Here is a 23,615-nt window from a genome sequence, read left to right on the forward strand (position 1 = left end):
GATCGGTCAACCCCGGTAACCGTCGGTGTTCGTGTGGGGCGTGCGTTGTCCGTGGTGAGAGAGGGGTGCTGTGACTCAGATCACGTTTTAGCGAGTGCCTTTTCCGGCAAGCGTGTCCGGCCCGGGCCGTCCGCGCGGCCCGTCCGGGTGTCCGCGCTCCACCCCGGCGGCCGTGGGGCCACGGCGGCGTCGAGGGGGTCCCGCTGCCGGGCGCCCCTTCCCCGACGGGGCCTCCGACGGGCCCCGCCCCCTGCGCACCGCTGGCCCGCCCGGGGTGCCTCCGGGCCCGCCGGCGCACACGCCCCGGCGGCCCCGGAGACGGCTCCCCGCCCGGGGCACCCGTGACGGCTGTCACGGGAGCGCCCTGACGGACGGCCCGGGCCCGCCGCGCCCCGGCGGGCCAGGCTGGAGGCAGACCCGCCGACAGGAGGAGGAGCGATGATCGCCGTCAGGGAACTCGTCAAGCGGTACGGGGACACCGTCGCCGTGGACGGGCTGACCTTCGCAGTGGAACCCGGCCGGGTGACCGGGTTCCTGGGGCCCAACGGGGCGGGCAAGAGCACCACCCTGCGGATGGTCCTGGGGCTGGACGTCCCCACCTCCGGGACCGCCACCGTCGACGGGGCGCCCTACCGCGACCTGCCCTCGCCCACCCGGCGGGTCGGCGCGCTGCTCGACCCCGGCGCGGTGGACCCCGGGCGCACCGCACACGGACACCTGCTGTGGCAGGCCCGCGCCGCCGGCATCGGCCGGGCCCGGGTGGACGAGGTGCTGGGCCTGGTGGGGCTGGAGGGCAGGGGCGGGCACGCCATCCGCCACCTGTCCCTGGGGATGCGCCAGCGGCTGGGCATCGCGGGGGCGCTGCTGGGCGACCCCGGGGTGCTCATCCTGGACGAGCCCCTCAACGGGCTGGACCCCGAGGGCATCGTGTGGGTGCGCCGCCTGCTGCGCGGCTTCGCCCGGGAGGGCCGCACCGTCCTGGTGTCCAGCCACCTGATGAACGAGATGGAGGCCACCGCCGACCACGTGCTGGTGGTCTCCCGGGGCCGGCTGGTCGCCGACGTCGGCGTCGCCGAACTGGCCGCCGGGGCGCGCGAGCGCGTCGAGGTGGCCTCGCCGGACCCGGCCGGGCTGGCCGCCCTGCTGGCCCGCGCGGGCGCCGCGCCGTCGGCCGCCGCGGACGGTCGGCTGGTGGTGACCGGCATGGACGCCGCCCGGGTGGGGGAGCTGGCCGCCGCGCACGGCGTCGTCCTGCACGCGCTGGTGCCGGTGCGCGCCCGCCTGGAGGACGCGTTCATCCGGCTCACTGGGGACGGTGGGCGGACCCCCGTGCGGGACGCGGGGACGGCCGGAGAAGGGGAGTGGGTGCGATGACCGCGTCGACGCGTGACCTTTCGGGAGCGGGAGCGGGCGCGGCGGTGGCCGCGGAGTGGACCAAGCTGACCGGTACGGGGCGCGCCCGCCGCGCCGCCGCGGGCGCCGTCGTCCTGGCGCTCGCCGTCGCCGCCGTCTTCTGCCTCACCATCGGTCCGACGACCGGTGTGGCGCTGGCCGACCAGCCCGCCTTCGACGTGCTGACCGCGTCCCTGCTGGGAGCGGACGCCGCGGCGCTGGTGCTGACCGTGCTGGCCGCCGCCGCGGTGGGCGGCGAGTACACCACCGGCATGGTCCGGACCACCTTCACCGCCACCCCGAGGCGGGGCCGGGTGGTCCTCGCCCGGGCCGTCACCGTGGTCGCGGCGGCCGGGGCGGTCTCGCTGGTCGCGGCGGTCGGCGCCGCCCTCGTCTCGCTGGTGGTGCTGGCCGGGGCGGGGCTCCCGCTCTGGGACGCGGCCGACCCGGCGGTGTGGCGGGCGGTCGCGGGGGCCGCGCTCATGGCGCCCTTCCACGCGCTGGTGGCCACGGCGGGGGCGCTGTGGTCCCGCTCCACCGCGGGCGGGGTGGTCGCCGCCCTGGCGCTCCTGGTGGCGCCGACCCTGGCCGGGTGGGTCCCCGGCGGAGCCGCGGTACTGCCGCTGCTGCCGGGCGAGGCCCTGCACTCCCTGGCCGGGATCGCCGGCCCCGAGGGGCCCCACCCCGCGGCGGCCGTGCTCGTGCTCGCCGCCTGGAGCGCGCTGGCGCTGGCGGCGGCGGACCGGGCCGTCCGCGGCCGGGACGTCTGAGGCCGTGCCGCGCACCGGGTCCGGGCACCGCCCGGACCCGGTCCCCGGCCGTGTCGGAGGCGGTGCATAGCATCGCGAAATGACCGCACACACTCTCGTCGACATGCTCGACGACGCCGCCCTGATGTCCTTCGAGCACCAGCTGCACCTCCAGGAGTTCCTCGGCGAGCACAGCTGGAACGCGGACCTCCAGGCGGGCCGGTTCGAGTTCACCGGCGAGCGCCCCCTGGTCTGCGACCGCTTCCACCTGATGGGCAGCGCGGCCCCCGGGCCCGGCTCCTGGATGTGGGGCTGGGCCAACCCGTCGGGGTTCCCTCCCGACCTGACGGCCATGAGCGCCGCCGTCCGCGACTTCGGCCGGGAGCACGACGTCCCCGAGCTGGCCTCGGCCGAGGTGGCCTTCGGCGCCCTGCCCGGCGCCCCGCGCGAGGTCCCGGTGGTGGTCGGCCAACTCACCGACGCGGCCAAGCTCCTCACCGGCCGCTGGTTCTCCTACAACGGCGAGGTGGGCGGCGGCACCCGCGTGGCGTTCATCATCGAGCACTCCGAGCTGCGGCTGCCCGAGCCCGAGCCCGCCAGGGTCATGCGCGTCATGCAGCAGGGGCTGGCGGACCTGCGGCTGTCCGACCACCGGCGGGCCCTGTACACCTACGGCCGCCTGCGGGGCCTGTCCCCGCGGTTCACCGACGAGGGGCGCGGCACGCTGCTCCTGTCCCTGCCCGGCCTGGAGGCGGACATCTCCTTCGACCACCTCGGCAGGGTGGGCGGGATCAACGCCTCGCTCTCCGCGCCCGGCGCCTGAGGCCGCTCACAGCCAGCCGTGCTCCTCGGCGACCCGGGCCGCCTCGGCCCGGGTGCGGGTCCCGGTCTTGCCGATGGCCGAGGACAGGTGGTTGCGCAGCGTCCCCTGGCTCATCCGCAGCGACCGCGCCAGGGCCGCCACGTCGTCCCCGCCGCCCAGCACCGCGGTCAGCACCTCGCGCTCGCGCGGGGTCAGGGGGCTGGTGCCGTGGGTCAGCGAGGCCACCGCCAGGTCGGGGTCGACCACCCGCAGCCCCCGGTGCACCCGCCGGACGGCGTCCACCAGGTCCTCCGGCGAGGCGTCCTTGACCACGAACCCGCCGGCCCCCGCCCGCAGCGCCCGGGTCAGGTAGCCGGGGCGGCCGAACGTCGTGCACATCAGGACCCGGCACCCCGGGAGGGAGCGGGTCAGCTCGGCGCACACCTCGATCCCGTCGCCGCCGGGCATGCGCACGTCCAGCAGGGCGACGTCGGGACGGGTCCGGCGGGCCAGGTCCAGCGCCCCCGCGCCGTCGCCCGCCTGCGCCACCACCTCGATGTCCGGCTCCAGGCCGAGCACGGTGGCCAGGGCCCCGCGCACCATCGCCTGGTCGTCGGCGACCAGCACCCGGATCACGGACGGCCCCCGTCCTCGTCGGGGGGCACCTCGGCGCGGACGGTGAGCCCGCCGCCGGGGGAGGGGGAGAGGGTGAGCGCGCCGCCGCGCTCGGCCAGCCTGCGCTCCAGCCCCGACAGCCCGGTGCCCGGGACCACGCCCTCGGCGCACCCGTCGTCGCGGACCTCGACCCAGCCGGGGCCGGTGGAGATCTCGACCCGGGTGGCGCCGGCGTGGCGCACCACGTTGGTGACGGCCTCGCGCACCGCGTACCCGAGGGCCTCGTCGCCGCCGGAGGGGACCTCCGCGGGCGTGCGCAGGCCGACGCCGGCGGAGGACAGGGCGGCCCCGGCGCGCAGCAGCTCCCCGGCCAGGGTGACCCGCCGGGTCCCGGCCACGGCCCCGCGGACCTCCGCCAGCGAGCGCCGCCCCAGGTCCTCCAGCTCGCGCAGTTCGGCCGCCGCGCGCACGGTGTCGCCGGTCGCCTCCAGGATGCGGCGCCCCGCCCCCGCCTTGACCACGATCGTGGTGAGGCTGTGCCCGAGCAGGTCGTGCAGGTCCCGGGAGAAGCGCTCGCGCTCGCGCAGGACGGCGAGCTGGGCGGCCTGGTCCCGGCCGCGCCGCAGCTCGGCGTTGGCCTCCGTCAGCCGGACGGCCAGGGCGACGGCCACGGAGACCGAGGCGATGACGACGAGGCCGCCCAGCTGCCCCTCGGTCCGGCCGGTGGCCAGCGCCGCGGCGCCGACCCCGGCCAGCACCAGGGCGGTGGCCCCCAGCGAGAGGGCCAGGGGGAGCGCGGTGGCGCAGGCGGCCAGCGCGAACATCGTGATCCAGGAGTGCTGGGGGCCCGCCGCGGCGACCAGCCCGCAGCCCAGGACGAGGAGGAGGGCGCAGGCACCGGTCCGCGCGGCGCGGCCCAGCAGGGGGGCGACCGCGGGCAGGGCGGCGCAGCCGACCAGGTAGGCGCCCAGGGCGGCCGCGGTGGCGCCCCAGGGGAGGGCGGAGTCGGCCGCGGCCCGCTCCCACTCCCGCCACAGCAGCGCGGTGAAGAGCGCGGTCAGCCCGAATGCGAGCAACGCGGTGCGCACCGTCCCCTGCTGCTGGCCCATGCCCGCATCCTACGGCGCGCGGGCGGGTCAGTCCCGCGCCCCGGGCACGATGACGACCTTGCCGACGACGGTGCCGGACTCGGCCAGGGCCACCGCCCGCCCGATCTCCTCCAAAGGGACCCGGGCGGCGACCGGTGGGGCGATGGCGCCCTCGGCCAGCAGCGCGAACACCGCGCCCAGGTCCTCGGCGAGCAGGCGGCGGTACCGGTCCGGGGAGCGGCTCCCCTTCCACAGGTCGAAGAAGTGGGCGCCGCGCCGGTTGGGCAGCGTGTTCCACAGGATCAGCCGGGCGAACAGGGCCAGCACCGGCGTCCGCGCGCCGCCCCCGGCGTCGCGGGTGGAGGCGGTGCCGTAGGACACCAGGGTCCCGCCCGGCGCCAGCAGCCGGAAGGAGTCGGCGAGGCCGGGGCCGCCCACGTGGTCGAACACGGCGTCCGCCCCCTCGGGGGACAGCTCCCGGATGCGCGCGTACATGTCCGGGTCGCGGCGGTCCACGGCGCGGGCCCCGAGGGCGCGGACCGCGTCCAGGTGGCGGGCCGAGGCGGTACCGATGACGGAGGCGCCGGCGCGGCGGGCCATCTGGACCAGCAGCGAGCCCACGCCGCCGTTGGCGCCCAGCACGACCACCGTGTCGCCGCGCTTCACCCGCGCCGTCCGGTGCAGCATCCGGTACGCGGTCACCCCGTTGACCACGGCGGCCTCGGCCGCGGCCGGGTCGACCCCGTCGGGGACCGGGACCAGGCCGGCGGCGGGCAGGACGGTCCGGTCGGCCCAGCCGCCGGTCTTGGTGAGGGCGGCCACCCGCCGCCCGACCAGCGCGGGGTCGACGCCCGGGCCGGCCTCCTCCACCCGGCCGACCAGGTCGTAGCCGGGCACGAACGGGAAGGGCGGCTGGTCGTAGTACTTGCCGCGGCGCATCTGCTGCTCGGCGAAGGAGACGCCGGTCGCCTCCGTCCGCACGAGCGCGCTCCCGGCGGGGAGGGGGCCCAGGGGGCGGTGGCGCAGGGTGATCTCCTCGGCCGCGCCGGGGCCGTGGAGGACGGCTTCCAGGGCGGTGCGGGCGGTGTCGTGCTCTCCGGCGTTCACGGGATTCCTGCTCTCTGTGGTTTGTGAGTGATCACTTACTTGTCAGGGCCGAAAAAAGGCCCGGCGGCGACCGGGATGCCTCGGCCCAGGTGGGATTGCCCGAGTGGGCGGTGGTTCTCCGCCGCGTCGCATCGCTCCGGTCCGGTGTATGTATGTGAGTACACACTCACAAAAGCGGAAAGTCAAGTCCGGGAGAGGAAAAGCCCGCCGGGGCGGCCCGGTCGGCCGCCCCGGCGCGCGGTCAGCGCGGCGAGCGGTAGGGGGCCGCGTCCACCAGCGTCACCCCGATCACCGCCCCGCGCGGGGAGGTGAAGGTGCGCCGCTCGCCGCGTTCGGCCCCCAGCAGCGCGGCCCCCAGCGGCGACTGCGGCGAGTACACCGTCACCCCGTCCGCGACCGAGGCGTCGCGGACGCCGAGCAGGAACCCCTCGGTCTCCTCCTCGCCGTCGTAGCGGATGGTCAGCACCTTGCCGGGCGCGGCCACCCCGTCGTCGGGCGCGGCCTCCTCGACCACGGCCTCGCGCAGCAGCCGCTCGATCGTCTGCACCCGGGCCAGGCGCACGGCCGGGTCGTGAATGTAGCGGGGCGCGGGGATGATGCCCCCCGCGCCCCCGGCGTCCGACCCGGAACCCGGTCCGGTGTCGTCCTCGGGGAGTGTGCTCAGCACCCGCAGCTCCTCCTTGAGCCGTTCGTACGCCTCCCGGGTCATCCAGCTGTCGGTGGTCTTGTGCATGGGACGTTCCTTCTCTTCACGAACAAGCGCCACGGACGCTGTCCGTGGCGCGGATGGGAGTACGCGAGGGTCGGGGGTGCTGCCCCTCGACTTGAGTGTGTCCACCGGCGGCGGGCGACCCGTTATCGTGAAACGACAATCACGGTGTCGGTTCTTGTCGTCTTTCGACAAAGGGAAGGCGGTGCGATGATCACCCTCGACCGACTCGTCAACGTCCTGGGCGGCTACGGCGCGCACCTGGTCGGCGACGGCGGCCTGCGCCGCCGCGAGCTGCGCAGCGTCGCCATGCACGACCCCACCGACGACGCGCCCCCGCTGGGCGACGCCTTCCTCGCGGTGGGCGTCGACTCCCCCGCCTCCGCCCTGCGGCTGGCCGGGCAGGCCCGGGCCGTCGTCGTCATCGTCCGCGACGCCGCCGGGCCCGGGGCCGACGTGCGCGCCGCCCTGGCCGGGAGCGGCATCGCCATGGTCGTGGTCGAGCCCGCCGTCTCCTGGAGCCAGGTCTCCGGCATCGTCTACGGGCTCGTCCTGGAGGGGCGCGAGACCGAGTCCGGCCGCGGGCCCAGCGACCTGTTCGCCCTGGCCGACACCGTCGCCGCCGAGGTCGGCTCCCCGGTCGTCATCGAGGACCGGGCCTGGCGGCTGATCGCCTACTCCGCCGACCAGGGGGACACCGACCGCGCCCGCCGGGACACCGTCATCGCCCGGCGCTCCCCCGCAGGCATCCGCGACCGCCTGGAGGCCGAGGGGACCGCCGCCCGGCTGGCCGCCGCCGACGGGCCGCTGTACGTGCCGGGCCTGCCGGAGTTCGGCATGGGCGGGCGCACGGCGGTGCCGATCCGGGTGGGGCGCGAGCTGCTCGGCTCGCTGTGGGCGGTGGGCGACACGCCCCTGGACCCCCCGCGGGCCCGCGCGCTCAGCGAGGGCGCCCGCACGGTGGGCCTGCACATGCTGCGCGCCCGGGTCAGCAGCGACCTGGAGCGGCAGGTGGAGTCGGAGTCGGTCATCGACCTGCTGGAGGGGTCGCAGGACCCCCGGCAGGCCGTCGACCGGATCGGGCTGCCCGCCGACGGGCTGAGGGTCATCGCCCTGCACGCCCGGGCCGCCGCGCCCGACGCGGCCGTCCTGCACCTGTTCGAGCACGTCACCACCGGGTTCGGCTGGTCGCGGCCGGGCCGCAGCACCCTGCTGGGGACGACCGTCTACACCGTGCTGCCCTGCAACGGGGAGGCCGCACCGGCGCTGGAGTGGGTCCGTGCGACGGTGCGCGGCCTGACCGGCCACCCGGGGGTGGCCGCCGGCGTGGGCGGTGCCGCCGGCTCGGGGGACCTGCCCGACAGCCGCAGGGAGGCCGACGAGTGCCTGACCCTGGCGGGGGACGGGGCGGTGCCCGTGGTCTACGACGACGCGTGGGACGAGGTCCTGCTGCGCCGCCTGCGGCTGGTGGCCGAGGCGGGGCGGCTGCCGGGCCGCAACCCGGTGGCGGTGCTGGCCCGCCACGACGCCGACCACGGGACCGGGTACACCCGCACGCTGCGGGCCTGGCTGTACGCGCACGGGGACCCGGCCGCGGCGGCGGAGCTGCTGGGCGTGCACCCCAACACGGTCCGCTACCGGCTGCGCCGCCTGCGCGGCGTCGTCGACCTGCGGCTGCACGAACCCCAGGCGCGGGTCGCGCTCACCGTCGCCCTGGCCGCCCTGCCCGGGGATCCCTGAGCGCGGGCGGCCCGGCCCCTCACCCCCGGTAGGGGTATCCGCCGCGCTCGGCGGTCAGGCGCCTCTTGTGGTTGCCGCGGCGCACGGCCGTGGAGATGACGAGCACCAGGCCCAGGACCAGCCCGGACAGCGGGATGAGGAAGAACGAGGCCAGGGCGCCCACGATGTCGCCGACCGCGCCGAAGTCCGCCGGGACCGCGGCGGCGGCGTAGGAGGCGCCCGGCTCGCCCTCGCACACCAGCGTGTACTCGCCCGACTCCCCCGGGGAGGCGGCGCCGACCAGCGTCCACTCCGTCGACTCGTGGGTGAACGACGTGTCCGCGAACCCCACGGGCTCCCCGGAGGGGGTGATCAGACCGCAGTCGCCGGTGGACCCCGACGCGGAGGTGGAGTACAGGGCGATGTTCACCGTCTCCGGGCCCGGCGTGTACGAGAAGGCCCCCTCGCCGCTCCCGGGCACCTCGACGGCGAACGGCGGCAGCGCCACCGCGCGCAGCAGGAGCACCACGAAGGCCGTGATCCCCACGACCACGCCGAGCACGATGACGGCGCCCCCCGCCCAGTAGCCGAAGCGGCCGGGGCGGAGCTCGGAGGCCGCGACCCGCGGCGGGGGCGGCGGCTGCTGTGCGTACATGTCGTCCTCCCGGACTCCCGCGCCCGCCCCGTCCCGTGGCGGGACGGCTCCTCGGCGGGGGCGCTCACCGTGGTGGGACGGGGGCGGGGGCCCGCGGGTTCCGGCCGACCGCGGCCACACGGGCGTTCGTGACATGCGGTGATGTACGGGGACGATCCGTCACCGGTTGCGCGCGACCCCTTGTCATGGGGCCCGTCCCCGGTTTGAATCGGGGGATCCCCACCTCGACGGGGCTGAGCCGGGGCCCGGGCCGCGCCGCGGTCCGCCACCGCCTCGCGCACAGGGGAGGTCGCACATGTCCTGGACGTGGAACGCCTGGCCGTGGGACGCCGATCCCGACGCCGTGCGCAAGGACGTTGCGCTCGCCCACGAGGACTTCACCTGCTCGGGCCGGGTGCGCGGCACCGTCCGCCCGGTCGTCGTCGAGTCGTGGCGGCGCAGCGCCCGCCTGGGCATCGACCCGGACGGGGTCGCCCCGCGCATCGAGCTGGCCGGGGCGGACCTCGCCGACTACCGCGACGCCCACCCGCTGGCCGCCACCCTGCCGCTGCTGCGCAGGCTGCTGCTGGACACCGCGCCGGGACCGCAGATCGTCGCCGTCGGCGACGCCGCGGGACGGCTGCTGTGGGTGGAGGGCGACCACCGGCTGCGCAGCAGGGCCGAGGAGATGCGCTTCGTGGAGGGCGCCAACTGGCACGAGCGGTCGGCGGGCACCAACGCCCCCGGCGTCGCGCTCGCGCTCGACCACGAGGTGCAGGTGTTCGCCAGCGAGCACTTCGCCCGCAGCGCCCAGCCGTGGAGCTGCTCGGCCGCGCCCCTGCACGACCCCGACACCGGGGCGCTGCTGGGCGTCCTCGACATCACCGGCGCGGACCGGGTGGCCTCGCCCCAGGCGCTGGCGCTGGTACGCGCCGCGGCGACCGCCGCCGAGATGGAACTGCGCGCCCGCCGCATCGCCGGACTCCTGCCCGGGCCCCGGCCGGCCGCGCAGGCGCCGGACCGGGCACCCGAGCACCTGCTGCTGGAGGTCCTGGGCCGCGACGGCGCCCGGCTCACCATGGACGGGCGCCGCGTCGAGCTGAGCGCCCGCCACTCCGAGATCCTCCTGCTGCTCTCGTCGGCCCCGCGCGGCCTGGCCGGCGCCGCCCTGGGCGCCCGGCTGCACGAGCGCGACGCCTCCCCGGTGACGGTGCGAGCCGAGATGTCCCGGCTGCGCCGCCTCGTCGGCCCGGGCCTGCTGGCCTCGCGCCCCTACCGGCTGCTGCGCCCGCTGCCCACCGACCTCGACACCGTGCGCGGACTGCTCTCCGACGGCGACCGGCGGGGCGCCCTGCGCGCCTACCGGGGGCCGGTGCTGCCCTCCTCGGAGGCCCCCGGCGCCGTCGAGATCCGCGAGGGGCTGGACGCCGAGCTGGTCGGCGCGCTGGAGGGCGAGGACGACCCCGGCACCCTGCTGGCCTGGGCGGAGCACCCCGAGTGGCGCGACGACCCCCGCGCCCTGGGCGCGGTGCTGCGCGCCCTCGACCCCTCCTCGCCCCGCCACGCCGCCCTGCGCGGGCGGCTGCGCTGGCTGGGGGAGTGACCCTGGCGCGCACACGGCCGCACCGTGCCCGCTGCACCGTGCTTGCTGCAACGTGCTCGCAACGTAGGTGTGACTACCGTCACCTCCATCGACCCCGCGCCGCCGGGCCCCCGCCCGGTGCACGAAGGAGGTTCACCATGGCCGTGTACACGCCCCCCGGACAGCCCGGAAGCGTCATAGAGTTCGCCCCGCGCTACGAGAACTGGATCGGCGGCGCCTGGGTGAAGCCCGTCAGGGGCGGCTACTTCGAGAACCCCACGCCCGTCACCGGCGCCACCTTCACCGAGGTGGCCCGCGGCACCGCCGAGGACGTCGACCTCGCCCTGGACGCCGCCCACGGGGCCGCACCCGCCTGGGGGCGCACCTCGCCGGCCGAGCGCGCCGTCGTCCTCAACCGGATCGCCGACCGCATCGAGGAGAACCTGGAGCGCCTCGCCGTCGCCGAGTCCTGGGAGAACGGCAAGCCCGTCCGCGAGTGCCTGGCCGCGGACCTGCCGCTGGCCGTCGACCACTTCCGCTACTTCGCGGGGGCCGTCCGCGCCCAGGAGGGCCACTCGTCCCAGATCGACGGGGACACCGTCGCCTACCACTTCCAGGAGCCGCTGGGCGTGGTCGGCCAGATCATCCCGTGGAACTTCCCGCTGCTCATGGCCACCTGGAAGCTGGCGCCCGCCCTGGCCGCGGGCAACGCCGTGGTCCTCAAGCCGGCCGAGCAGACCCCGGCGTCGATCCTGGTCCTGATGGAGCTCATCGCCGACCTGCTGCCGCCGGGCGTGCTCAACGTCGTCAACGGGTTCGGCGCGGAGGCGGGCAAGCCGCTGGCGAGCAGCCCCCGGGTGCGCAAGGTCGCCTTCACCGGCGAGACCACCACCGGGCGCCTCATCATGCAGTACGCCTCCGAGAACCTCATCCCGGTCACCCTGGAGCTGGGCGGCAAGAGCCCCAACATCTTCTTCGAGGACGTGGCCGCGGACCGGGACTCCTACTACGACAAGGCCCAGGAGGGCTTCGCGCTCTTCGCCCTCAACCAGGGCGAGGTGTGCACCTGCCCCTCCCGTGCCCTGATCCAGTCGTCCATCTACGACTCCTTCCTCGGCGACGCCCTGGACAGGGTCGGCCGCATCAGGCAGGGGAACCCGCTGGACACCGAGACCATGGTCGGCGCCCAGGCCAGCAACGACCAGCTGGAGAAGATCCTGTCCTACATCGACATCGGCCGGCAGGAGGGCGCGAGGATCCTCACCGGCGGTGGGCGGGTCGACCCCGGAGGGGACCTGTCCGGCGGCTACTACGTGGAGCCGACGGTGTTCGAGGGCGACAACACCATGCGCGTCTTCCAGGAGGAGATCTTCGGGCCGGTGGTGTCGGTGACCCGGTTCGAGGGGTACGCCGACGCGATCAAGACCGCCAACGACACCCTGTACGGCCTCGGCGCGGGGGTGTGGTCCCGCGACGGCAACACCGCCTACCGGGCGGGCCGCGACATCCAGGCGGGCCGGGTGTGGGTGAACAACTACCACGCCTACCCGGCGCACGCCGCGTTCGGCGGGTACAAGCAGTCCGGTATCGGCCGCGAGAACCACAAGATGATGCTCGACCACTACCAGCAGACCAAGAACCTGCTGGTCAGCTACTCCGACCAGGCGCTGGGGCTGTTCTGATGGACACCGGTACCGGGGTGCCGGCGGAGCGGGTGGCCCTCACCGAGGGGGCCGCCGCCCTCCTCCGCGAGCTGCGCGCCGAGCACGGGCCCCTGATGTTCCACCAGTCCGGCGGCTGCTGCGACGGCAGCTCGCCCATGTGCTACCCGGCCGGGGAGTTCCGCACCGGGGCCTCGGACGTGCACCTGGGCGACCTGGACGCGGGCACCCCGGAGCCGGTGCCCGTGTGGATGTCCCGCTCCCAGTTCGACCTGTGGAGCCACACCCACCTGACCATCGACGTCGTCCCCGGGCGCGGCGCGGGGTTCTCGCTGGAGGCCCCGACGGGCAACCGGTTCCTGATCCGCTCCCGGCTGATGACCGACGGGGAGGCCGAGCGCCTCCCGTGAGACCGCGGTGCCGCCGGCGCCCGCGCGCCGGGGGCCGGACCCGGGGAGGGGAAGAGGGGCGGGCCCGGGGGTCGATCCCCGGGCCCGCCCGTCCGCTCCCGCACGCCGGCGCGGGTCAGCCCGACTCCTCCCCGCGCCGCCGCTCCAGCCTCTCGGCGAGCTCGTCGCGGGTGAGCAGGTCGGCGCGGATGCGCCCGGTGCGGTAGCCGACCCGGGCGGCGATGTGCCCGGCCACCGGGATCGTGACGACCTGGAACAGGCCCACCAGGAGCAGGGTGCCCGCGTTGAACACGTTGGTCTCCTCCACGGGTATCAGGCGCAACCCGATCCCCACGAGCACCAGCAGCATTCCCAGCACCTGCGGCTTGGCCGCGGTGTGCATGCGGGAGAGCAGGTCGGGGAAGCGGATCAGGCCCACCGCGGCCACCAGCGACAGCAGGGCGCCGGCCAGCAGGCACAGGATCGCGATCCAGTCGAGGACGGCGACGAGTCCCTCACTCACGGACGCCCCCCCTCATCGGTGTCCGGCGACGGGCCGGGCACCGGGTGGATGACGTCGGTCGGGGTGGCCACGTGCTCCTCCGGGCGCCGGGCGACGAACTTCGCGATGCTGACCGACCCCACGAAACCCAGCAGGGACAGCACCAGCAGGGTCGGCAGGACCGTGGGGTCGCGGTTGAACGCGGCGTACGCGCCCAGGCCCACCAGGGCCGAGGCGAGCAGCACGTCCACCGACAGCGCCCGGTCCAGGATGCTCGGCCCCAGCAGCAGGCGGGTGACGCTCAGCAGGGCCGCGACGGCGAGCAGGACGGCGATCACGGTCCACAGGGTGTTCACACGCTCTCCTTCCCGGAGGGCGACGCGGCCTCCAGCATCTCGATGTCCTCACGGGTGCCCAGGGCCCGCACGATGAGCCGCTCCAGCTCCATCACGTCCGCGCGCGCGTCCTCGATGCCCTTCTCGTCGGCGGCGCCCAGGACGTGCAGGTACATGGTCCACTCGTCGCGCGACACCTCGACGATGACGGTGCCGGGGATGATCGAGCTGGCGATCGCGGTGCACACCAGCATCAGGTCCGAGTGCGTGCGCAGCCGCATCGCGATCACCGAGCTGTGCACCTCGCCGGGCGAGAACACCCACGCGGTCACCCGGAAGCTCGCCGTGAACATCTTCCCGGCGATGTGCAGGACCATGCGCACCAGCGGCAGCGGGTGGAACCGGAACCCCGGCACGATCGGCGGCAGCGGGAACACCAGCATGATCGCCACCGACACCAGGAACCCCAGCACGAACAGGCCCAGCGATTCCCAGCGCGGCTGGAAGGCGTTGAACAGCAGCATCCAGACCAGTGTCATGCCCAGGGCCACCGGGACCTGGACCTTGCCCAGCCGCCGCCGCAGCGCGGCGGCCTTGGCCTTCTTCGCTGTCTTCCGGTCGGTCACCGGCCACCTCCCAGGACGGCCTCGATGTAGGGGGTCCGGGCCAGCAGCTCGGTGGCGGCGTCCGCCGAGTAGGTGATGAGCGGCCCCGCGAACACCGTCAGCGCCAGGCCGAACACCACCAGCCCGATGGTCGACCCCACCATCGTCCGGGGCAGGGCGACCGACGTGACCAGCGGGGTGGACACCGTGGTCGTGCCGCCCAGCCGGGAGGACGGGCCCACGGCCTCGCCCGGCCCCAGGGCCGCCGTCGAGGTGTCGTCCGCCTCGGTGTCCTCCAGCACGGTGCCGGGGTCGGCGACCTTGCCCTCGGAGGGGGCCCGCCAGAACGCGTAGTTCCACACCCGGGCGATCACGTACAGGGTCAGCAGGCTGGTCAGCACCGACGCGCCCACCAGCAGGTAGGCCAGCGGGGTGCCCGCCTGGACGCCGGCCTGGAGCAGGCCGATCTTGCCGAGGAAGCCCGACAGCGGCGGGATGCCGCCCAGGTTCATCGCCGGGATGAAGAACAGCACCGCCAGCAGCGGGGCGATCCTGATCAGGCCGCCCAGGTCGTCCAGGTTGGTGGACCCGCCGCGGCGCTCGATCAGACCCGTGATCAGGAACAGCGTCGTCTGCACCGTGATGTGGTGGGCGATGTAGAACACCGCGCCCGCCAGGCCCAGCTGGCTGCCCAACGCCACCCCGAACACCATGTACCCGATATGGCTGATCAGGGTGAACGACAGTAGTCGCTTGATGTCCGTCTGCGCCACGGCGCCCAGGATGCCCATGATCATGGTCGCCAGCGCGACCCACATGAGCAGGTTGTTCAGGTCGTCCCCCGGGAAGAAGAGCGTGTGCGCGCGGATGATCGCGTACACGCCGACCTTGGTCAGCAGGCCCGCGAACACCGCGGTGACCGGGGCCGGGGCCGTCGGGTAGGAGTCGGGGAGCCAGGCGGCCAGCGGGAACACCGCCGCCTTGATGCCGAACGCGAAGAGCAGCATCACCTGGAGCACGATCTTGAGGTGGCCGTCCAGCTCCGGCAGCCGCTCGGCGAGCTGGGCCATGTTGACGGTGCCGGTCGCGCCGAAGGTCAGCGCGATCGCGATGAGGAACAGCACCGACGACACGAGCGAGACCACCACGTAGATGGCGCCCGCCCGGATGCGCGACTGCGTGCCGCCCAGGGTCAGCAGCACGTAGCTGGCGGTCAGCAGGATCTCGAAGCCGACGTACAGGTTGAAGAGGTCGCCGGCGAGGAAGGCGTTGGACACGCCCGCGACCAGGATCAGGTACGTGGGCTGGTACACCGACAGCGGCGCCACCTCGGCCCGGCTGGCCATGCCCTGGCCGATGGAGTACACCAGCACGGCCAGGGTGATCGCCGACGACACCGTCACCATGAGCGCGGACAGCCGGTCCGCCACCAGGGTGATGCCGTACGGCGCCTCCCAGCCGCCCACCTGCACGACCTGCGGGCCCAGGGCGTCCGCGCCGAGCATCAGGACGAACCCGACGAAGAGCACGAACGTCAGGGCGATGATGCTCAGCCACTGCTGCACCTTGGGCCAGCGGCTGCCCATGGCCAGCTTGACGCCGGCCGCGAACAGCGGGACGACCACCGGCAGCGGGATGAGGTAGTGCAGGAGACCCGCGAAGTAGTCCCAACTCATGCTCAGTCACTCCCCTGCAGGTCGCTGTCCTCGGCGCGGGCGAGCCGCTCGCGCTCGGCCCGCATGGTCTGGCCGGCCTGGCGGCGCTGCGCCCGCACCCGGCGGCGCAGCTCGCGCCACAGCTCGCGTTCGGCGGCCCGGTCGGCGCGGCGGTGCTCGCGCAGCCGCCTGCGGCCCAGGCGGATCCGCCCGCGCAGCTCCTGCACCTGGGCGGTCATGGTCTCCGCGCGGTCGCTGAGGCGGCGCATGGTCTCCTGGGACTGCTCGTCCATCCCGCTCTCCTCGGCCTCGGCCTCGTAGCGGGCCAGCTCGGCCTGGGCGCGGGCGATCTCCGCCTTGATGCGGGCCTGTTCGGCCAGCTCCTGGGCGTCGGCCGCGGCGATGGTCGCCTGGAGCTCCGCCCGCTGGCGCCGGATGTCGGCCTTGAGGCGGCGGCGCTCGCGGACGAAGCGGCGGCGCAGCGTGCGGCGCCCCTCGCCCTGGACGATGCGGAGGTCCTCCGCGTCGTCCTGGACCTCGTCGTTGCCCTCCAGCTGCCAGCTCCGGTAGGCCATGGCGAGCAGGAACGCCGTCACGCCCAGGGTGATGACGATGGCCGTCAGGATCATCGCCTGCGGCAGCGGGTCGGTCATGTCCTGCGGTTCGGTGAACCACAGCACGGGCGGGCCGCCCATGGTCCCGGCCATGGCCAGGATCATGAGGTTGACGCCGTTGCTCATCACGATGAAGCCGAGCAGCACCCGGCTGAGGCTGCGCTCCAGCAGGAGCACCACGCCGACCGCGACGAGCACCCCGATCAGCAGGACGAGGGTGAGGCTGGGCGAATCGTTCACGAGGTGACCTCCTCTGCGGGCTCGGGGGCGCCGGGTCCGGCGGCCGCCCTCGCCCGGGCGGCGTCCCGTTCGATCTGCTCGTCGATACGGGCGCCGAGACTGCGCAGGATGTCGAGGACCAGGCCGATGACCAGCAGGTACACCCCGATGTCGAAGAAGAGGGACACCGTGATGTGCGGTTCGCCCAGGATCCACAGGTTGAGGTAGAAGTCGCCGCCCGCGAGGACCTCGCTGCCGAAGATCGCCCCGCCGATCGCGACGCCGGTGGCGATCGCCAGGCCGGTGCCGATCAGCACGCCGGGCTGCACCCACGCGGTGTTGTACAGCTCGTACCGGCCGCCCGCCAGGTAGCGGACGATGAAGGCCACGCCGGCGACGATGCCGCCCGCGAAGCCGCCGCCGACCGCGCCGTGCCCGGTCAGCAGCAGGTACACGGAGATCACCATGATCACCGGGAACAGGAAGCGCGAGACGACCTCGAAGATGACCGACCGGCGCTCGGTGGGCATCGCGTCGGCGCCCGGGAGCCACGTGTGGTTCCACTGGGGCTTGACGTGCAGGCTCTCGGGGGCCATCCGCAGACCGCCCAGGTCGATCCGGTCCCGGCCCTGGGCGGGCGCCTGCCCGGCCGAGGTCACCGACACCGCCATCACGCCGCCGGGCGCCTTGCGCGGCTGGGTGCGGCGCACGAACATCAGGCTGGCCACACCGGCGGCCGCGGCCGCCAGCACCGAGATCTCGCCCATCGTGTCCCAGGCGCGGACGTCCACCAGCAGCACCGAGATGATGTTGTAGCCGCCCGCCTCCTCGGCCGCGGCGGGGTAGTGCTCGGAGATCGACGGCTCCTGGCGGCCCGCCAGGGCGAACCAGGTCATGGCGGCGACCAGCACGCCGGTGGCGCCGCCGATCGCCATGTTCCACATCCGGCGCCCCTTGAGCGCGGGCGCCGAGAAGTGGGTGGGGAAGCGCCGCAGCACCAGGACGAACACGACCAGGCTGACGGTCTCCACCAGGAACTGGGTGAGGGCGATGTCCGGGGCGCCGAGCAGGTAGAACATCGCGGCCACGCCGTAGCCGCCGGTGCCCACGAGGATCACCGCGAACAGGCGGCGCCGCACGAACAGGGTCAGCAGGGCGGTGGCGCCGATGATCACCGCCGGGATGAGCTGGACCGGCGTGTCCCACAGGCGGACCTGCGGGTAGTCGCCGTCCCAGATGGGCTCGGAGATCATCCAGTACCCGGCCGCCACGACCAGGCTGATCAGGATGGTGCCGAGGTAGACCGGCAGCGAGCCGCGCTGGGTGCTGCCGGTGACCTGGAGCGCCAGGTTCTCCAGCGCGGCGAGCATGCGCCGGTAGACGCGGTCGGGGTCGATCACCGAGGTGCGGGACCCGATCCAGACGATCGCGCTGCGGAAGCGGAACAGCAGGAAGCCGCCGGCGAGGCAGGCCGCGGACAGCAGCAGCGGCAGCTCGAAGCCGTGCCACAGCGCCAGGTGCGTCTCGTAGGCGCCGGGCGCGAGCGGGACGGTGTCGGCGTACCGGGCCAGCAGCGGGTCGAGCAGGCCGGACAGCGGGCCGCCGACCAGGCTCAGGCCCGCCAGGAGCGCGGCCGGGGCCAGGAACAGCGGGCCGGGGCCGTGCACCGGGGTGGGCGCCACGTCCGGCTTGTCGAAGAACGCGCCCCACAGGAAGCGCAGGCTGTAGGCGACCGTGAGTGTGGAGCCGAGGACCATGCCGACGAGCACGACCGTGTCGGCGGCCCCGCCGTGGGTGTACGCGCCGAAGGCCAGCTCCTTGGCGGCGAAGCCCAGCATGGGCGGCAGCCCCGCCATGGAGGCCAGCGCCAGGACCGCGGTCCAGAAGGTGCCGGGCATGGACCTGCGCAGCCCGGAGAGCTCGCGCAGGTCGCGGGTGCCGGTGCCGTGGTCGATGATGCCGACCACGAGGAACAGGGGGGCCTTGAAGAGCGAGTGCCCGATGAGCATGGCGATGCCGGCCAGGGCCGCGGCCCGGGTGCCGGTGCCCAGCAGGGCGATGAGGAAGCCGAGCTGGCTGATGGTGCCGTAGGCCAGGACCAGCTTGAGGTCGTACTGGCGCAGCGCCTTCCAGCCGCCCGCGAGCATGGTGGCCACGCCGAAGCCCAGGGCCGTCCAGGTCCACACGGCGGAGTCGGGGAAGGCCGGGGTGAGGCGGGCGACCAGGTACACGCCCGCCTTGACCATCGCCGCCGCGTGCAGATAGCCGGAGACCGGCGTGGGGGCGCGCATGGCGGCCGGGAGCCACAGGCTGAAGGGGATCAGCGCGGACTTGGACATCGCGCCGACCATGATCAGGCCCAGGGCCACCTCGATGAGGACGCCGCTCGGGGGGGCGGCGACGATCTCGGAGATCACGTAGGTCCCGGCGGTCTCGCCGAGCATGATCATGCCGACGAGCATGGTGAGCCCGCCGAACGTGGTGACGGTCAGGGCCGTCATGGCCGAGCGGCGGCTCTCCTTCAGCTCCGTGCTGTGCCCGATGAGCAGGTAGGAGAAGACCGTGGTCAGCTCCCAGTACACGAACAGCTGGATGAGGTCGTCGGCCAGGACCAGGCCCAGCATGGCCCCGGCGAAGGCGACGAACACGCCCGCGAACCGGCCCAGGCCGGGCTCGGAGTCGCTGAAGTAGCGCGCGCAGTAGACGAGGATCAGGGTGCCCACGCCGGCGGCGATGAGGGTCATCACCAGGCCGAGGGCGTCCATGTGCAGGCCCAGGCGCAGGGAGAACGCGGGTGCCCACTCGACGGAGCCGGAGAGCGCGCCGCCGTCGAGGATGGCGGGGAGCTGGAAGAACGCCCAGACGGTGGAGGCGCCCGGCACGACGGCCAGGGCGAGGAACGCGTTACGGCCCCACAGGCGTACCAGTAAGGGCGCGATCGCCGCTGCGATGAAATGCGCGATCAGCACTGTGGTCAATGCGCCCCTCCCGGATCGTTCCGGGCCCGCCCGTCTGATTCGGGCGGACGTCCGCTGCCCCCAGCAGCAGACCGATTCGCCCACAACCGGATGCGTGGACGGGGTGTCACTACGGCGTGAGGGGGCAAGGATCTACGTAACTTGTGTGTACAAGCTATTTAATAGCTAGACTACACAAACGTCAAACCACCGCGCGGCCCACCCCGGCCCGCGGCGCCCGTCCAGCCTGCGAGGAACGTTTCGTGTTCGACGAGACCCCCGAGCCCAACGCCGAGCGACTCCGTGCCGCCGACCGCGGAGTCGAGGCCGAGCGCGCCCTCGGAATCGAGAACGGTGCCGGGTTCGAGCGTAATGTCGGCCTGGAGGAATTCCAGCGCGCCTGGACGGAACTCATCAACGCGGCGATCCACGCCCGCTCCCGCAGCGGACACGGGCACCGGGGTGCCGACGACCTCACCCTCACCCAGGCCCTGCTCATGGAGGCCGTCCGCGGTATGGAGAACCCCAGCGTGGGCGCGGTGGCCCAGGTGGTGGGGGTGTCGTCCCCCTCCGCCACTCGCATGATCCAACAGCTCGAACGCAAGGGCATGATGGCGCGCCGTCGGTCGGAGCGGGACGAACGGAGCACCGTGGTGGCGATCACGGAGGAGGGTGAGAAAGTGCTCGCCCACCGGCGCCGCTCGATGGAGGCCAAGCAGCGGCGCGTCTTCGAGGCCATCCGGCCCGCCCTGCGCCCCGTCGTGCTGGAGCTGCTGCGCGACCTGCGCGACGCGGTCGACGACACCTGAGGGGCGCCGGCCACCCCGGGCTGAGATCCGGACGGCCCTTTCGGCTCTTTCGCCTTGTCCCCTTATCCCCCCGCCCTCCCCGTCGTGCCGCTCCTTTCCGGTCTGCCCAGGGCAGATCTGCCGCAGGCCGAAACAGTGGCCCGCGCGCCGCCCCGCCGCGCAGTGTGGTGGCACGGCCGGTGCGGGCGAGGGATCCGCGCCAGCGGCCGGGAAGGGAAGGGGCCACCCCATGCCGATGACCCGAACCAGCGTCACCGCCTCGCACGAGGCCGAGGGCGGCGCGTTCGACGACCAGCTGGCCGCCCGCCTGCTGCGCAGCCGCATCGTGCTGCTCGGCACCCAGGTCGACGAGGACAGCGCCAACCGGGTGTGCGCGCAGATCCTGCTGCTCGCCGACGAGGACCCGCACAGGGACATCACCCTGGCCGTCAACAGCCCCGGCGGCGTGGTCTCCGCCGGCCTGGCCATCTACGACACCATGAACTTTGTGCCCAACGACGTGTCCACCCTGGTCATGGGGTTCGCGGCGAGCATGGGGCAGTTCCTGGCCTGTACCGGCGCCCCCGGCAAGCGGTACAGCCTGCCGCACGCGCGCATCATGATGCACCAGCCCTCCGGGGGGCTCGGCGGCACCGCCGCCGACATCGCCATCCAGGCGGAGAACCTGACGCACACCAAGCGGACGATGGTCCGGCTCATCGCGCTGCACACCGGGCAGAGCGAGGAGACCGTCGCCCGCGACCAGCACCGGGACGCCTGGTTCACCGCCGAGGAGGCGCGGGAGTACGGGTTCGTCGACCGCGTGGTCACGTCCCTGTCGGAGATCAACGGCACCGGCATCCGGCTGGGCGCGGGCGCCCCCGGGTTCGTCCGGGGCGGGGCGGAGGGCGTGCGATGAGCGGGCGTTACACGGTTCCCATGGTCGTCGAGCGCACGCCCGGGGGCGAGCGGTCCTTCGACGTCTTCAGCCGGCTGCTGTCGGAGCGGATCATCTTCCTGGGCACGCCCGTCGACGACGACGTCGCCAACGTGGTGATGGCGCAGATGCTCCACCTGGACCACGAGTCCGCGGACACCGACATCCAGCTGTACATCAACTCCCCGGGCGGCTCCAACACCGCCCTCACCGCCATCTACGACACCATGCGGTTCATCCGCGCCGACGTCGCCACGGTGTGCATGGGGCAGGCGGCCTCCGCCGCCGCGGTGCTGCTCGCCGCGGGCGCGCCGGGCAAGCGCCGGGCCCTGGAGCACGCGCGGGTGCTGCTGCACCAGCCCTCGGGGGAGGGGCGCGGGGTCGCCGCCGACCTGGAGATCCAGGCCGCGGAGATTCTGCGGATCCGCTCCCAGGTGGAGGAGATCCTGGCCCGGCACACCGGGCAGACGGTGGAGCGGCTGCGGGCCGACACCGACCGGGACAAGATCTTCACCGCGCGGCAGGCACAGGAGTACGGCCTGGTGGACGACGTCATCCGCACCCGGCAGGCGCAGCCCGCGTGAGCGGGGACGGTCGGGGCCGCGCCGCGGCCCCGACCGGGGCGCCGCGGGTTCAGGCGGCCAGGGACACCGACAGCACGGAGACCCGGGCGCCCGCGCGCGGGACGGGGGCCGGGGCGTAGGAGCCGGCGCGGTTGCCGAGCGGCCGGGACGGCGCCGCGACCGTCTCCCGGTGGAGCCCGGCCAGCACGTCGGCCAGGCTCAGCCCCAGCGAGCGGTAGACCGCGGCCAGTACCTCCGAGGACGCCTCCTTGCGGCCGCGCTCGATCTCGGACAGGTACGGGAGCGAGACCTGGGCGTCCTCGGCCACCTCGCGCAGGGTGCGGCCCTGCCCGACACGGGTCCGGCGCAGCAGCCCGCCGATGAGGTCGCGCATGAGCGGTTCGGGCTCGGGCACCCGGTCGGCGCCCCTGCGGGCCTCGTCCAGGGAGCGCAGGACATCGGTCATCGGGGCCTCCGGTCTCGTGCTCGGGATGCGCACTGGTCCTGCCCGAAGCCTACGCCCGCGGTCCCGGGGCGGGCAGGGCCCCGGCCCGCCTTCTGCGGACGGCAGAACGGTGCCGGGCCGCCGGGCGGCGACCTTCTGCGGGATGGCGGATTACCGCCAAATGCTGCTAAAAGGTTCTTTCTTCTCGATACAGGGACGTATTTCTCACCGTGCGGGGGGAACGGTGAGGACAGTCCGACCTTGGGGAGGGACCTTGGAGATCACCGGAATCATCAGTGCCGTGATCGTCGGCCTGATCATCGGAGTCCTCGGCAGACTCATCGTCCCGGGGAAGCAGCACCTGCCCATCTGGCTGACCCTGATCCTGGGGATCGTGGCCGCCTTCATCGGCGGCTGGATCGCCAGCTTCTTCACGACGATGTGGCTCATCGTCCTGATCGTCCAGGTCCTGGTCGCGGCCGGGATCATCTATCTCGCCGACGGGATGTACGCCCGAAACGCCAGGGGGGCCGCCCACTAGGGGCGACCCCGAACCTCGCAGAGGCCGCCGGACTACCCGGCGGCCTCTTCCACGTCCACCGTCCGGCCCTCGCGCAGGGCGGTCTCGGCCGCCTCCAGCACGGAGACCACCTCGCGGCCGAACCGCACGTCCAGGGGGTCGCCCGGGGCCCCCTCCACCTGGGCGATCAGCCGGTCGACGGCCACCTGGAAGGCCTCCACCGGCGACTTGTCGCCGTCCGGCACCGCGACCCGGCCGGCCTCGCCGAACAGGACCACCTCGAAGCCCAGCGCCTTCTCCGGCGCGTCCAGGCTGACCGAGAACGTGCCGACGGCGCCGCCCCGGTGCCGGGTGAGCAGGTGCACGGTGTCGCTGGGACCGGCCATCGCGGCGACCGCCTCCACCGGACCGAGCACCGGCAGCACCACCGACAGCACGTGCGGGCCCACGTCCCACAGGCCGCCCCTCTCCCTGCGCCAGGGGGAGGCGCCGTACGGGTTGCCCGGCCGGAAGATCGACGCGAACAGGGTCGCCCGCACCCCCTGCCAGCCGCCCTGCTCCGCGGACTCGCGTACGAAGGCGTCGATCCCGTCGGAGAAGCGGTTGGTGAAGAACACCATCGACGCCAGCCCGCGCTCGCGCACCTCGGCGACGACCGCGTCGGCGGCGGACGCCGACAGCGCCAGCGGCTTGTCCAGCAGCAGGTGCCGTCCCGCGCGCGCCGCGCGCAGCGCCAGGTCCGCCTGCACGTCCGGCGGCAGCGCGACGGCCACGGCGTCCACGTCCGCCAGGAGGGCGTCGACGTCGGCGTAGGCCCGTGCGCCGTACCGGTCCGCGAGCACCCGCGCCTTCTCCGGGTCGCGGCCCCACACCCCCACCAGTTCCGCGTCCGGGTGGGCGGCCAGCGCCGCCCCCTGCGTCTCCGCCGCCCAGTGGCCGGTCCCCAGCAAGCCGAACCTCAGACCCATGTGCGCGCTCCTTCGTCCGTTTGGCAGCCGTTCGCCCATTCTCGCCGGAGGCGCTCCCCG

24 protein-coding genes are annotated in these 23,615 nt (G+C 74.3%); 11 read left to right on the forward strand and 13 right to left on the reverse strand.

Features of this window, described 5'->3' with window-relative positions; genetic code table 11:
• Positions 1-438 precede the first annotated feature (438 nt).
• The 3 genes from BUE45_RS19595 (at position 439) to BUE45_RS19605 (ending at position 2,964) form a co-directional block, all read left to right on the forward strand.
• The gene (locus BUE45_RS19595; RefSeq protein ID WP_073380810.1) at positions 439-1,374 is read left to right on the forward strand and encodes an ABC transporter ATP-binding protein; all 936 of its coding nucleotides are present in this window, start codon (positions 439-441) and stop codon (positions 1,372-1,374) included.
• A complete protein-coding gene (locus BUE45_RS19600) occupies positions 1,371-2,162 on the forward strand; it encodes an ABC transporter (RefSeq protein WP_143173416.1) in 792 nt (263 codons plus the stop codon). Before BUE45_RS19595 ends, BUE45_RS19600 begins: the two co-directional genes overlap by 4 nt.
• Before the next feature lie 79 nt (positions 2,163-2,241).
• The gene (locus BUE45_RS19605; RefSeq protein ID WP_073380812.1) at positions 2,242-2,964 is read left to right on the forward strand and encodes a DUF6882 domain-containing protein; all 723 of its coding nucleotides are present in this window, start codon (positions 2,242-2,244) and stop codon (positions 2,962-2,964) included.
• Between the two features lie 6 nt (positions 2,965-2,970).
• On the opposite strand, the gene BUE45_RS19610 is transcribed toward BUE45_RS19605, so the two are convergent.
• From BUE45_RS19610 to BUE45_RS19625, 4 genes are all read right to left on the reverse strand, one after another.
• Positions 2,971-3,579, reverse strand: coding sequence for a response regulator transcription factor (locus BUE45_RS19610; protein WP_073380813.1), 609 nt, complete (start codon positions 3,577-3,579; stop codon positions 2,971-2,973).
• Positions 3,576-4,667 (reverse strand): sensor histidine kinase, encoded by a 1,092-nt coding sequence (locus BUE45_RS19615; protein WP_073380814.1) that lies wholly within the window; start codon positions 4,665-4,667, stop codon positions 3,576-3,578. The genes BUE45_RS19610 and BUE45_RS19615 overlap by 4 nt, the downstream gene beginning before the upstream one ends.
• A 27-nt stretch (positions 4,668-4,694) precedes the next feature.
• Positions 4,695-5,753, reverse strand: coding sequence for a medium chain dehydrogenase/reductase family protein (locus tag BUE45_RS19620; RefSeq protein ID WP_245833359.1), 1,059 nt, complete (start codon positions 5,751-5,753; stop codon positions 4,695-4,697).
• Positions 5,754-5,994: 241 nt separating this feature from the next.
• The gene (locus tag BUE45_RS19625) at positions 5,995-6,486 is read right to left on the reverse strand and encodes a GreA/GreB family elongation factor (RefSeq protein WP_073380815.1); all 492 of its coding nucleotides are present in this window, start codon (positions 6,484-6,486) and stop codon (positions 5,995-5,997) included.
• A 186-nt stretch (positions 6,487-6,672) separates the two neighbouring features.
• On the opposite strand from BUE45_RS19625, the gene BUE45_RS19630 reads away from it, so the two are divergent.
• Positions 6,673-8,202: a PucR family transcriptional regulator gene (locus BUE45_RS19630; RefSeq protein WP_073380816.1), complete on the forward strand. Its 1,530-nt coding sequence runs from the start codon at positions 6,673-6,675 to the stop codon at positions 8,200-8,202.
• A 19-nt stretch (positions 8,203-8,221) separates the two neighbouring features.
• Here BUE45_RS19630 and BUE45_RS19635 read toward each other — a convergent pair whose 3' ends face one another.
• Positions 8,222-8,836, reverse strand: coding sequence for a hypothetical protein (locus tag BUE45_RS19635; protein ID WP_073380817.1), 615 nt, complete (start codon positions 8,834-8,836; stop codon positions 8,222-8,224).
• A 295-nt stretch (positions 8,837-9,131) separates the two neighbouring features.
• On the opposite strand from BUE45_RS19635, the gene BUE45_RS19640 reads away from it, so the two are divergent.
• The 3 genes from BUE45_RS19640 (at position 9,132) to BUE45_RS19650 (ending at position 12,468) form a co-directional block, all read left to right on the forward strand.
• Positions 9,132-10,418, forward strand: coding sequence for a GAF domain-containing protein (locus tag BUE45_RS19640; RefSeq protein ID WP_073380818.1), 1,287 nt, complete (start codon positions 9,132-9,134; stop codon positions 10,416-10,418).
• 137 nt (positions 10,419-10,555) lie between these two features.
• Positions 10,556-12,079, forward strand: a complete 1,524-nt coding sequence (gene exaC, locus BUE45_RS19645; protein ID WP_073380819.1) for an acetaldehyde dehydrogenase ExaC — start codon at positions 10,556-10,558, stop codon at positions 12,077-12,079.
• Complete coding sequence (locus tag BUE45_RS19650; RefSeq protein WP_073380820.1) at positions 12,079-12,468, forward strand: DUF779 domain-containing protein; 390 nt, start codon at positions 12,079-12,081, stop codon at positions 12,466-12,468. The genes exaC and BUE45_RS19650 overlap by 1 nt, the downstream gene beginning before the upstream one ends.
• 115 nt (positions 12,469-12,583) lie before the next feature.
• On the opposite strand, the gene mnhG is transcribed toward BUE45_RS19650, so the two are convergent.
• The 6 genes from mnhG to BUE45_RS19680 are packed head-to-tail and all read right to left on the reverse strand — an operon-like array spanning position 12,584 to position 19,346.
• On the reverse strand, positions 12,584-12,970 hold the full coding sequence (gene mnhG / locus BUE45_RS19655) for a monovalent cation/H(+) antiporter subunit G (RefSeq protein WP_073380821.1): 387 nt from the start codon (positions 12,968-12,970) through the stop codon (positions 12,584-12,586).
• Positions 12,967-13,305, reverse strand: coding sequence for a monovalent cation/H+ antiporter complex subunit F (locus BUE45_RS19660; protein WP_073380822.1), 339 nt, complete (start codon positions 13,303-13,305; stop codon positions 12,967-12,969). The genes mnhG and BUE45_RS19660 overlap by 4 nt, the downstream gene beginning before the upstream one ends.
• The gene (locus tag BUE45_RS19665; protein WP_073380823.1) at positions 13,302-13,910 is read right to left on the reverse strand and encodes a Na+/H+ antiporter subunit E; all 609 of its coding nucleotides are present in this window, start codon (positions 13,908-13,910) and stop codon (positions 13,302-13,304) included. Before BUE45_RS19665 ends, BUE45_RS19660 begins: the two co-directional genes overlap by 4 nt.
• Positions 13,907-15,565, reverse strand: a complete 1,659-nt coding sequence (locus BUE45_RS19670) for a Na+/H+ antiporter subunit D (RefSeq protein WP_178378584.1) — start codon at positions 15,563-15,565, stop codon at positions 13,907-13,909. The genes BUE45_RS19665 and BUE45_RS19670 overlap by 4 nt, the downstream gene beginning before the upstream one ends.
• Before the next feature lie 2 nt (positions 15,566-15,567).
• Positions 15,568-16,398, reverse strand: coding sequence for a Na(+)/H(+) antiporter subunit C (locus tag BUE45_RS19675; protein ID WP_073380825.1), 831 nt, complete (start codon positions 16,396-16,398; stop codon positions 15,568-15,570).
• A complete protein-coding gene (locus BUE45_RS19680) occupies positions 16,395-19,346 on the reverse strand; it encodes a Na+/H+ antiporter subunit A (RefSeq protein WP_073380826.1) in 2,952 nt (983 codons plus the stop codon). Before BUE45_RS19680 ends, BUE45_RS19675 begins: the two co-directional genes overlap by 4 nt.
• 332 nt (positions 19,347-19,678) lie before the next feature.
• Between BUE45_RS19680 and BUE45_RS19685 the strand changes: the two genes are divergently transcribed.
• The 3 genes from BUE45_RS19685 (at position 19,679) to BUE45_RS19695 (ending at position 21,643) form a co-directional block, all read left to right on the forward strand.
• Positions 19,679-20,143, forward strand: coding sequence for a MarR family winged helix-turn-helix transcriptional regulator (locus BUE45_RS19685; protein WP_073380907.1), 465 nt, complete (start codon positions 19,679-19,681; stop codon positions 20,141-20,143).
• 235 nt (positions 20,144-20,378) lie between these two features.
• Positions 20,379-21,041: a ClpP family protease gene (locus BUE45_RS19690; RefSeq protein ID WP_178378589.1), complete on the forward strand. Its 663-nt coding sequence runs from the start codon at positions 20,379-20,381 to the stop codon at positions 21,039-21,041.
• Positions 21,038-21,643, forward strand: coding sequence for an ATP-dependent Clp protease proteolytic subunit (locus BUE45_RS19695; protein WP_073380828.1), 606 nt, complete (start codon positions 21,038-21,040; stop codon positions 21,641-21,643). Before BUE45_RS19690 ends, BUE45_RS19695 begins: the two co-directional genes overlap by 4 nt.
• Before the next feature lie 49 nt (positions 21,644-21,692).
• Here the strand turns inward: BUE45_RS19695 and BUE45_RS19700 are convergent, their stop codons facing one another.
• Positions 21,693-22,088, reverse strand: a complete 396-nt coding sequence (locus tag BUE45_RS19700; RefSeq protein ID WP_073380829.1) for a helix-turn-helix domain-containing protein — start codon at positions 22,086-22,088, stop codon at positions 21,693-21,695.
• Between the two features lie 253 nt (positions 22,089-22,341).
• Between BUE45_RS19700 and BUE45_RS19705 the strand changes: the two genes are divergently transcribed.
• On the forward strand, positions 22,342-22,608 hold the full coding sequence (locus BUE45_RS19705) for a GlsB/YeaQ/YmgE family stress response membrane protein (protein WP_073380830.1): 267 nt from the start codon (positions 22,342-22,344) through the stop codon (positions 22,606-22,608).
• A 32-nt stretch (positions 22,609-22,640) separates the two neighbouring features.
• On the opposite strand, the gene BUE45_RS19710 is transcribed toward BUE45_RS19705, so the two are convergent.
• On the reverse strand, positions 22,641-23,555 hold the full coding sequence (locus BUE45_RS19710) for a Gfo/Idh/MocA family protein (protein WP_073380831.1): 915 nt from the start codon (positions 23,553-23,555) through the stop codon (positions 22,641-22,643).
• Between the last annotated feature and the right edge of the window lie 60 nt (positions 23,556-23,615).

This window comes from Nocardiopsis flavescens, from assembly GCF_900141985.1.
GTDB lineage: Bacteria > Actinomycetota > Actinomycetes > Streptosporangiales > Streptosporangiaceae > Nocardiopsis > Nocardiopsis flavescens.

What these genes read in the sequence shown, in the direction of transcription:
- BUE45_RS19595 (WP_073380810.1), top strand. Translation starts at nt 439, where the DNA reads ATGATCGCCGTCAGGGAACTCGTCAAGCGGTACGGGGACACCGTCGCC.
- BUE45_RS19600 (WP_143173416.1), top strand. Translation starts at nt 1,371, where the DNA reads ATGACCGCGTCGACGCGTGACCTTTCGGGAGCGGGAGCGGGCGCGGCG.
- BUE45_RS19605 (WP_073380812.1), top strand. Translation starts at nt 2,242, where the DNA reads ATGACCGCACACACTCTCGTCGACATGCTCGACGACGCCGCCCTGATG.
- BUE45_RS19615 (WP_073380814.1), bottom strand. Translation starts at nt 4,667, where the DNA reads ATGGGCCAGCAGCAGGGGACGGTGCGCACCGCGTTGCTCGCATTCGGG.
- BUE45_RS19625 (WP_073380815.1), bottom strand. Translation starts at nt 6,486, where the DNA reads ATGCACAAGACCACCGACAGCTGGATGACCCGGGAGGCGTACGAACGG.
- BUE45_RS19630 (WP_073380816.1), top strand. Translation starts at nt 6,673, where the DNA reads ATGATCACCCTCGACCGACTCGTCAACGTCCTGGGCGGCTACGGCGCG.
- BUE45_RS19635 (WP_073380817.1), bottom strand. Translation starts at nt 8,836, where the DNA reads ATGTACGCACAGCAGCCGCCGCCCCCGCCGCGGGTCGCGGCCTCCGAG.
- BUE45_RS19640 (WP_073380818.1), top strand. Translation starts at nt 9,132, where the DNA reads ATGTCCTGGACGTGGAACGCCTGGCCGTGGGACGCCGATCCCGACGCC.
- exaC (WP_073380819.1), top strand. Translation starts at nt 10,556, where the DNA reads ATGGCCGTGTACACGCCCCCCGGACAGCCCGGAAGCGTCATAGAGTTC.
- BUE45_RS19650 (WP_073380820.1), top strand. Translation starts at nt 12,079, where the DNA reads ATGGACACCGGTACCGGGGTGCCGGCGGAGCGGGTGGCCCTCACCGAG.
- BUE45_RS19670 (WP_178378584.1), bottom strand. Translation starts at nt 15,565, where the DNA reads ATGAGTTGGGACTACTTCGCGGGTCTCCTGCACTACCTCATCCCGCTG.
- BUE45_RS19690 (WP_178378589.1), top strand. Translation starts at nt 20,379, where the DNA reads ATGACCCGAACCAGCGTCACCGCCTCGCACGAGGCCGAGGGCGGCGCG.
- BUE45_RS19695 (WP_073380828.1), top strand. Translation starts at nt 21,038, where the DNA reads ATGAGCGGGCGTTACACGGTTCCCATGGTCGTCGAGCGCACGCCCGGG.
- BUE45_RS19700 (WP_073380829.1), bottom strand. Translation starts at nt 22,088, where the DNA reads ATGACCGATGTCCTGCGCTCCCTGGACGAGGCCCGCAGGGGCGCCGAC.
- BUE45_RS19710 (WP_073380831.1), bottom strand. Translation starts at nt 23,555, where the DNA reads ATGGGTCTGAGGTTCGGCTTGCTGGGGACCGGCCACTGGGCGGCGGAG.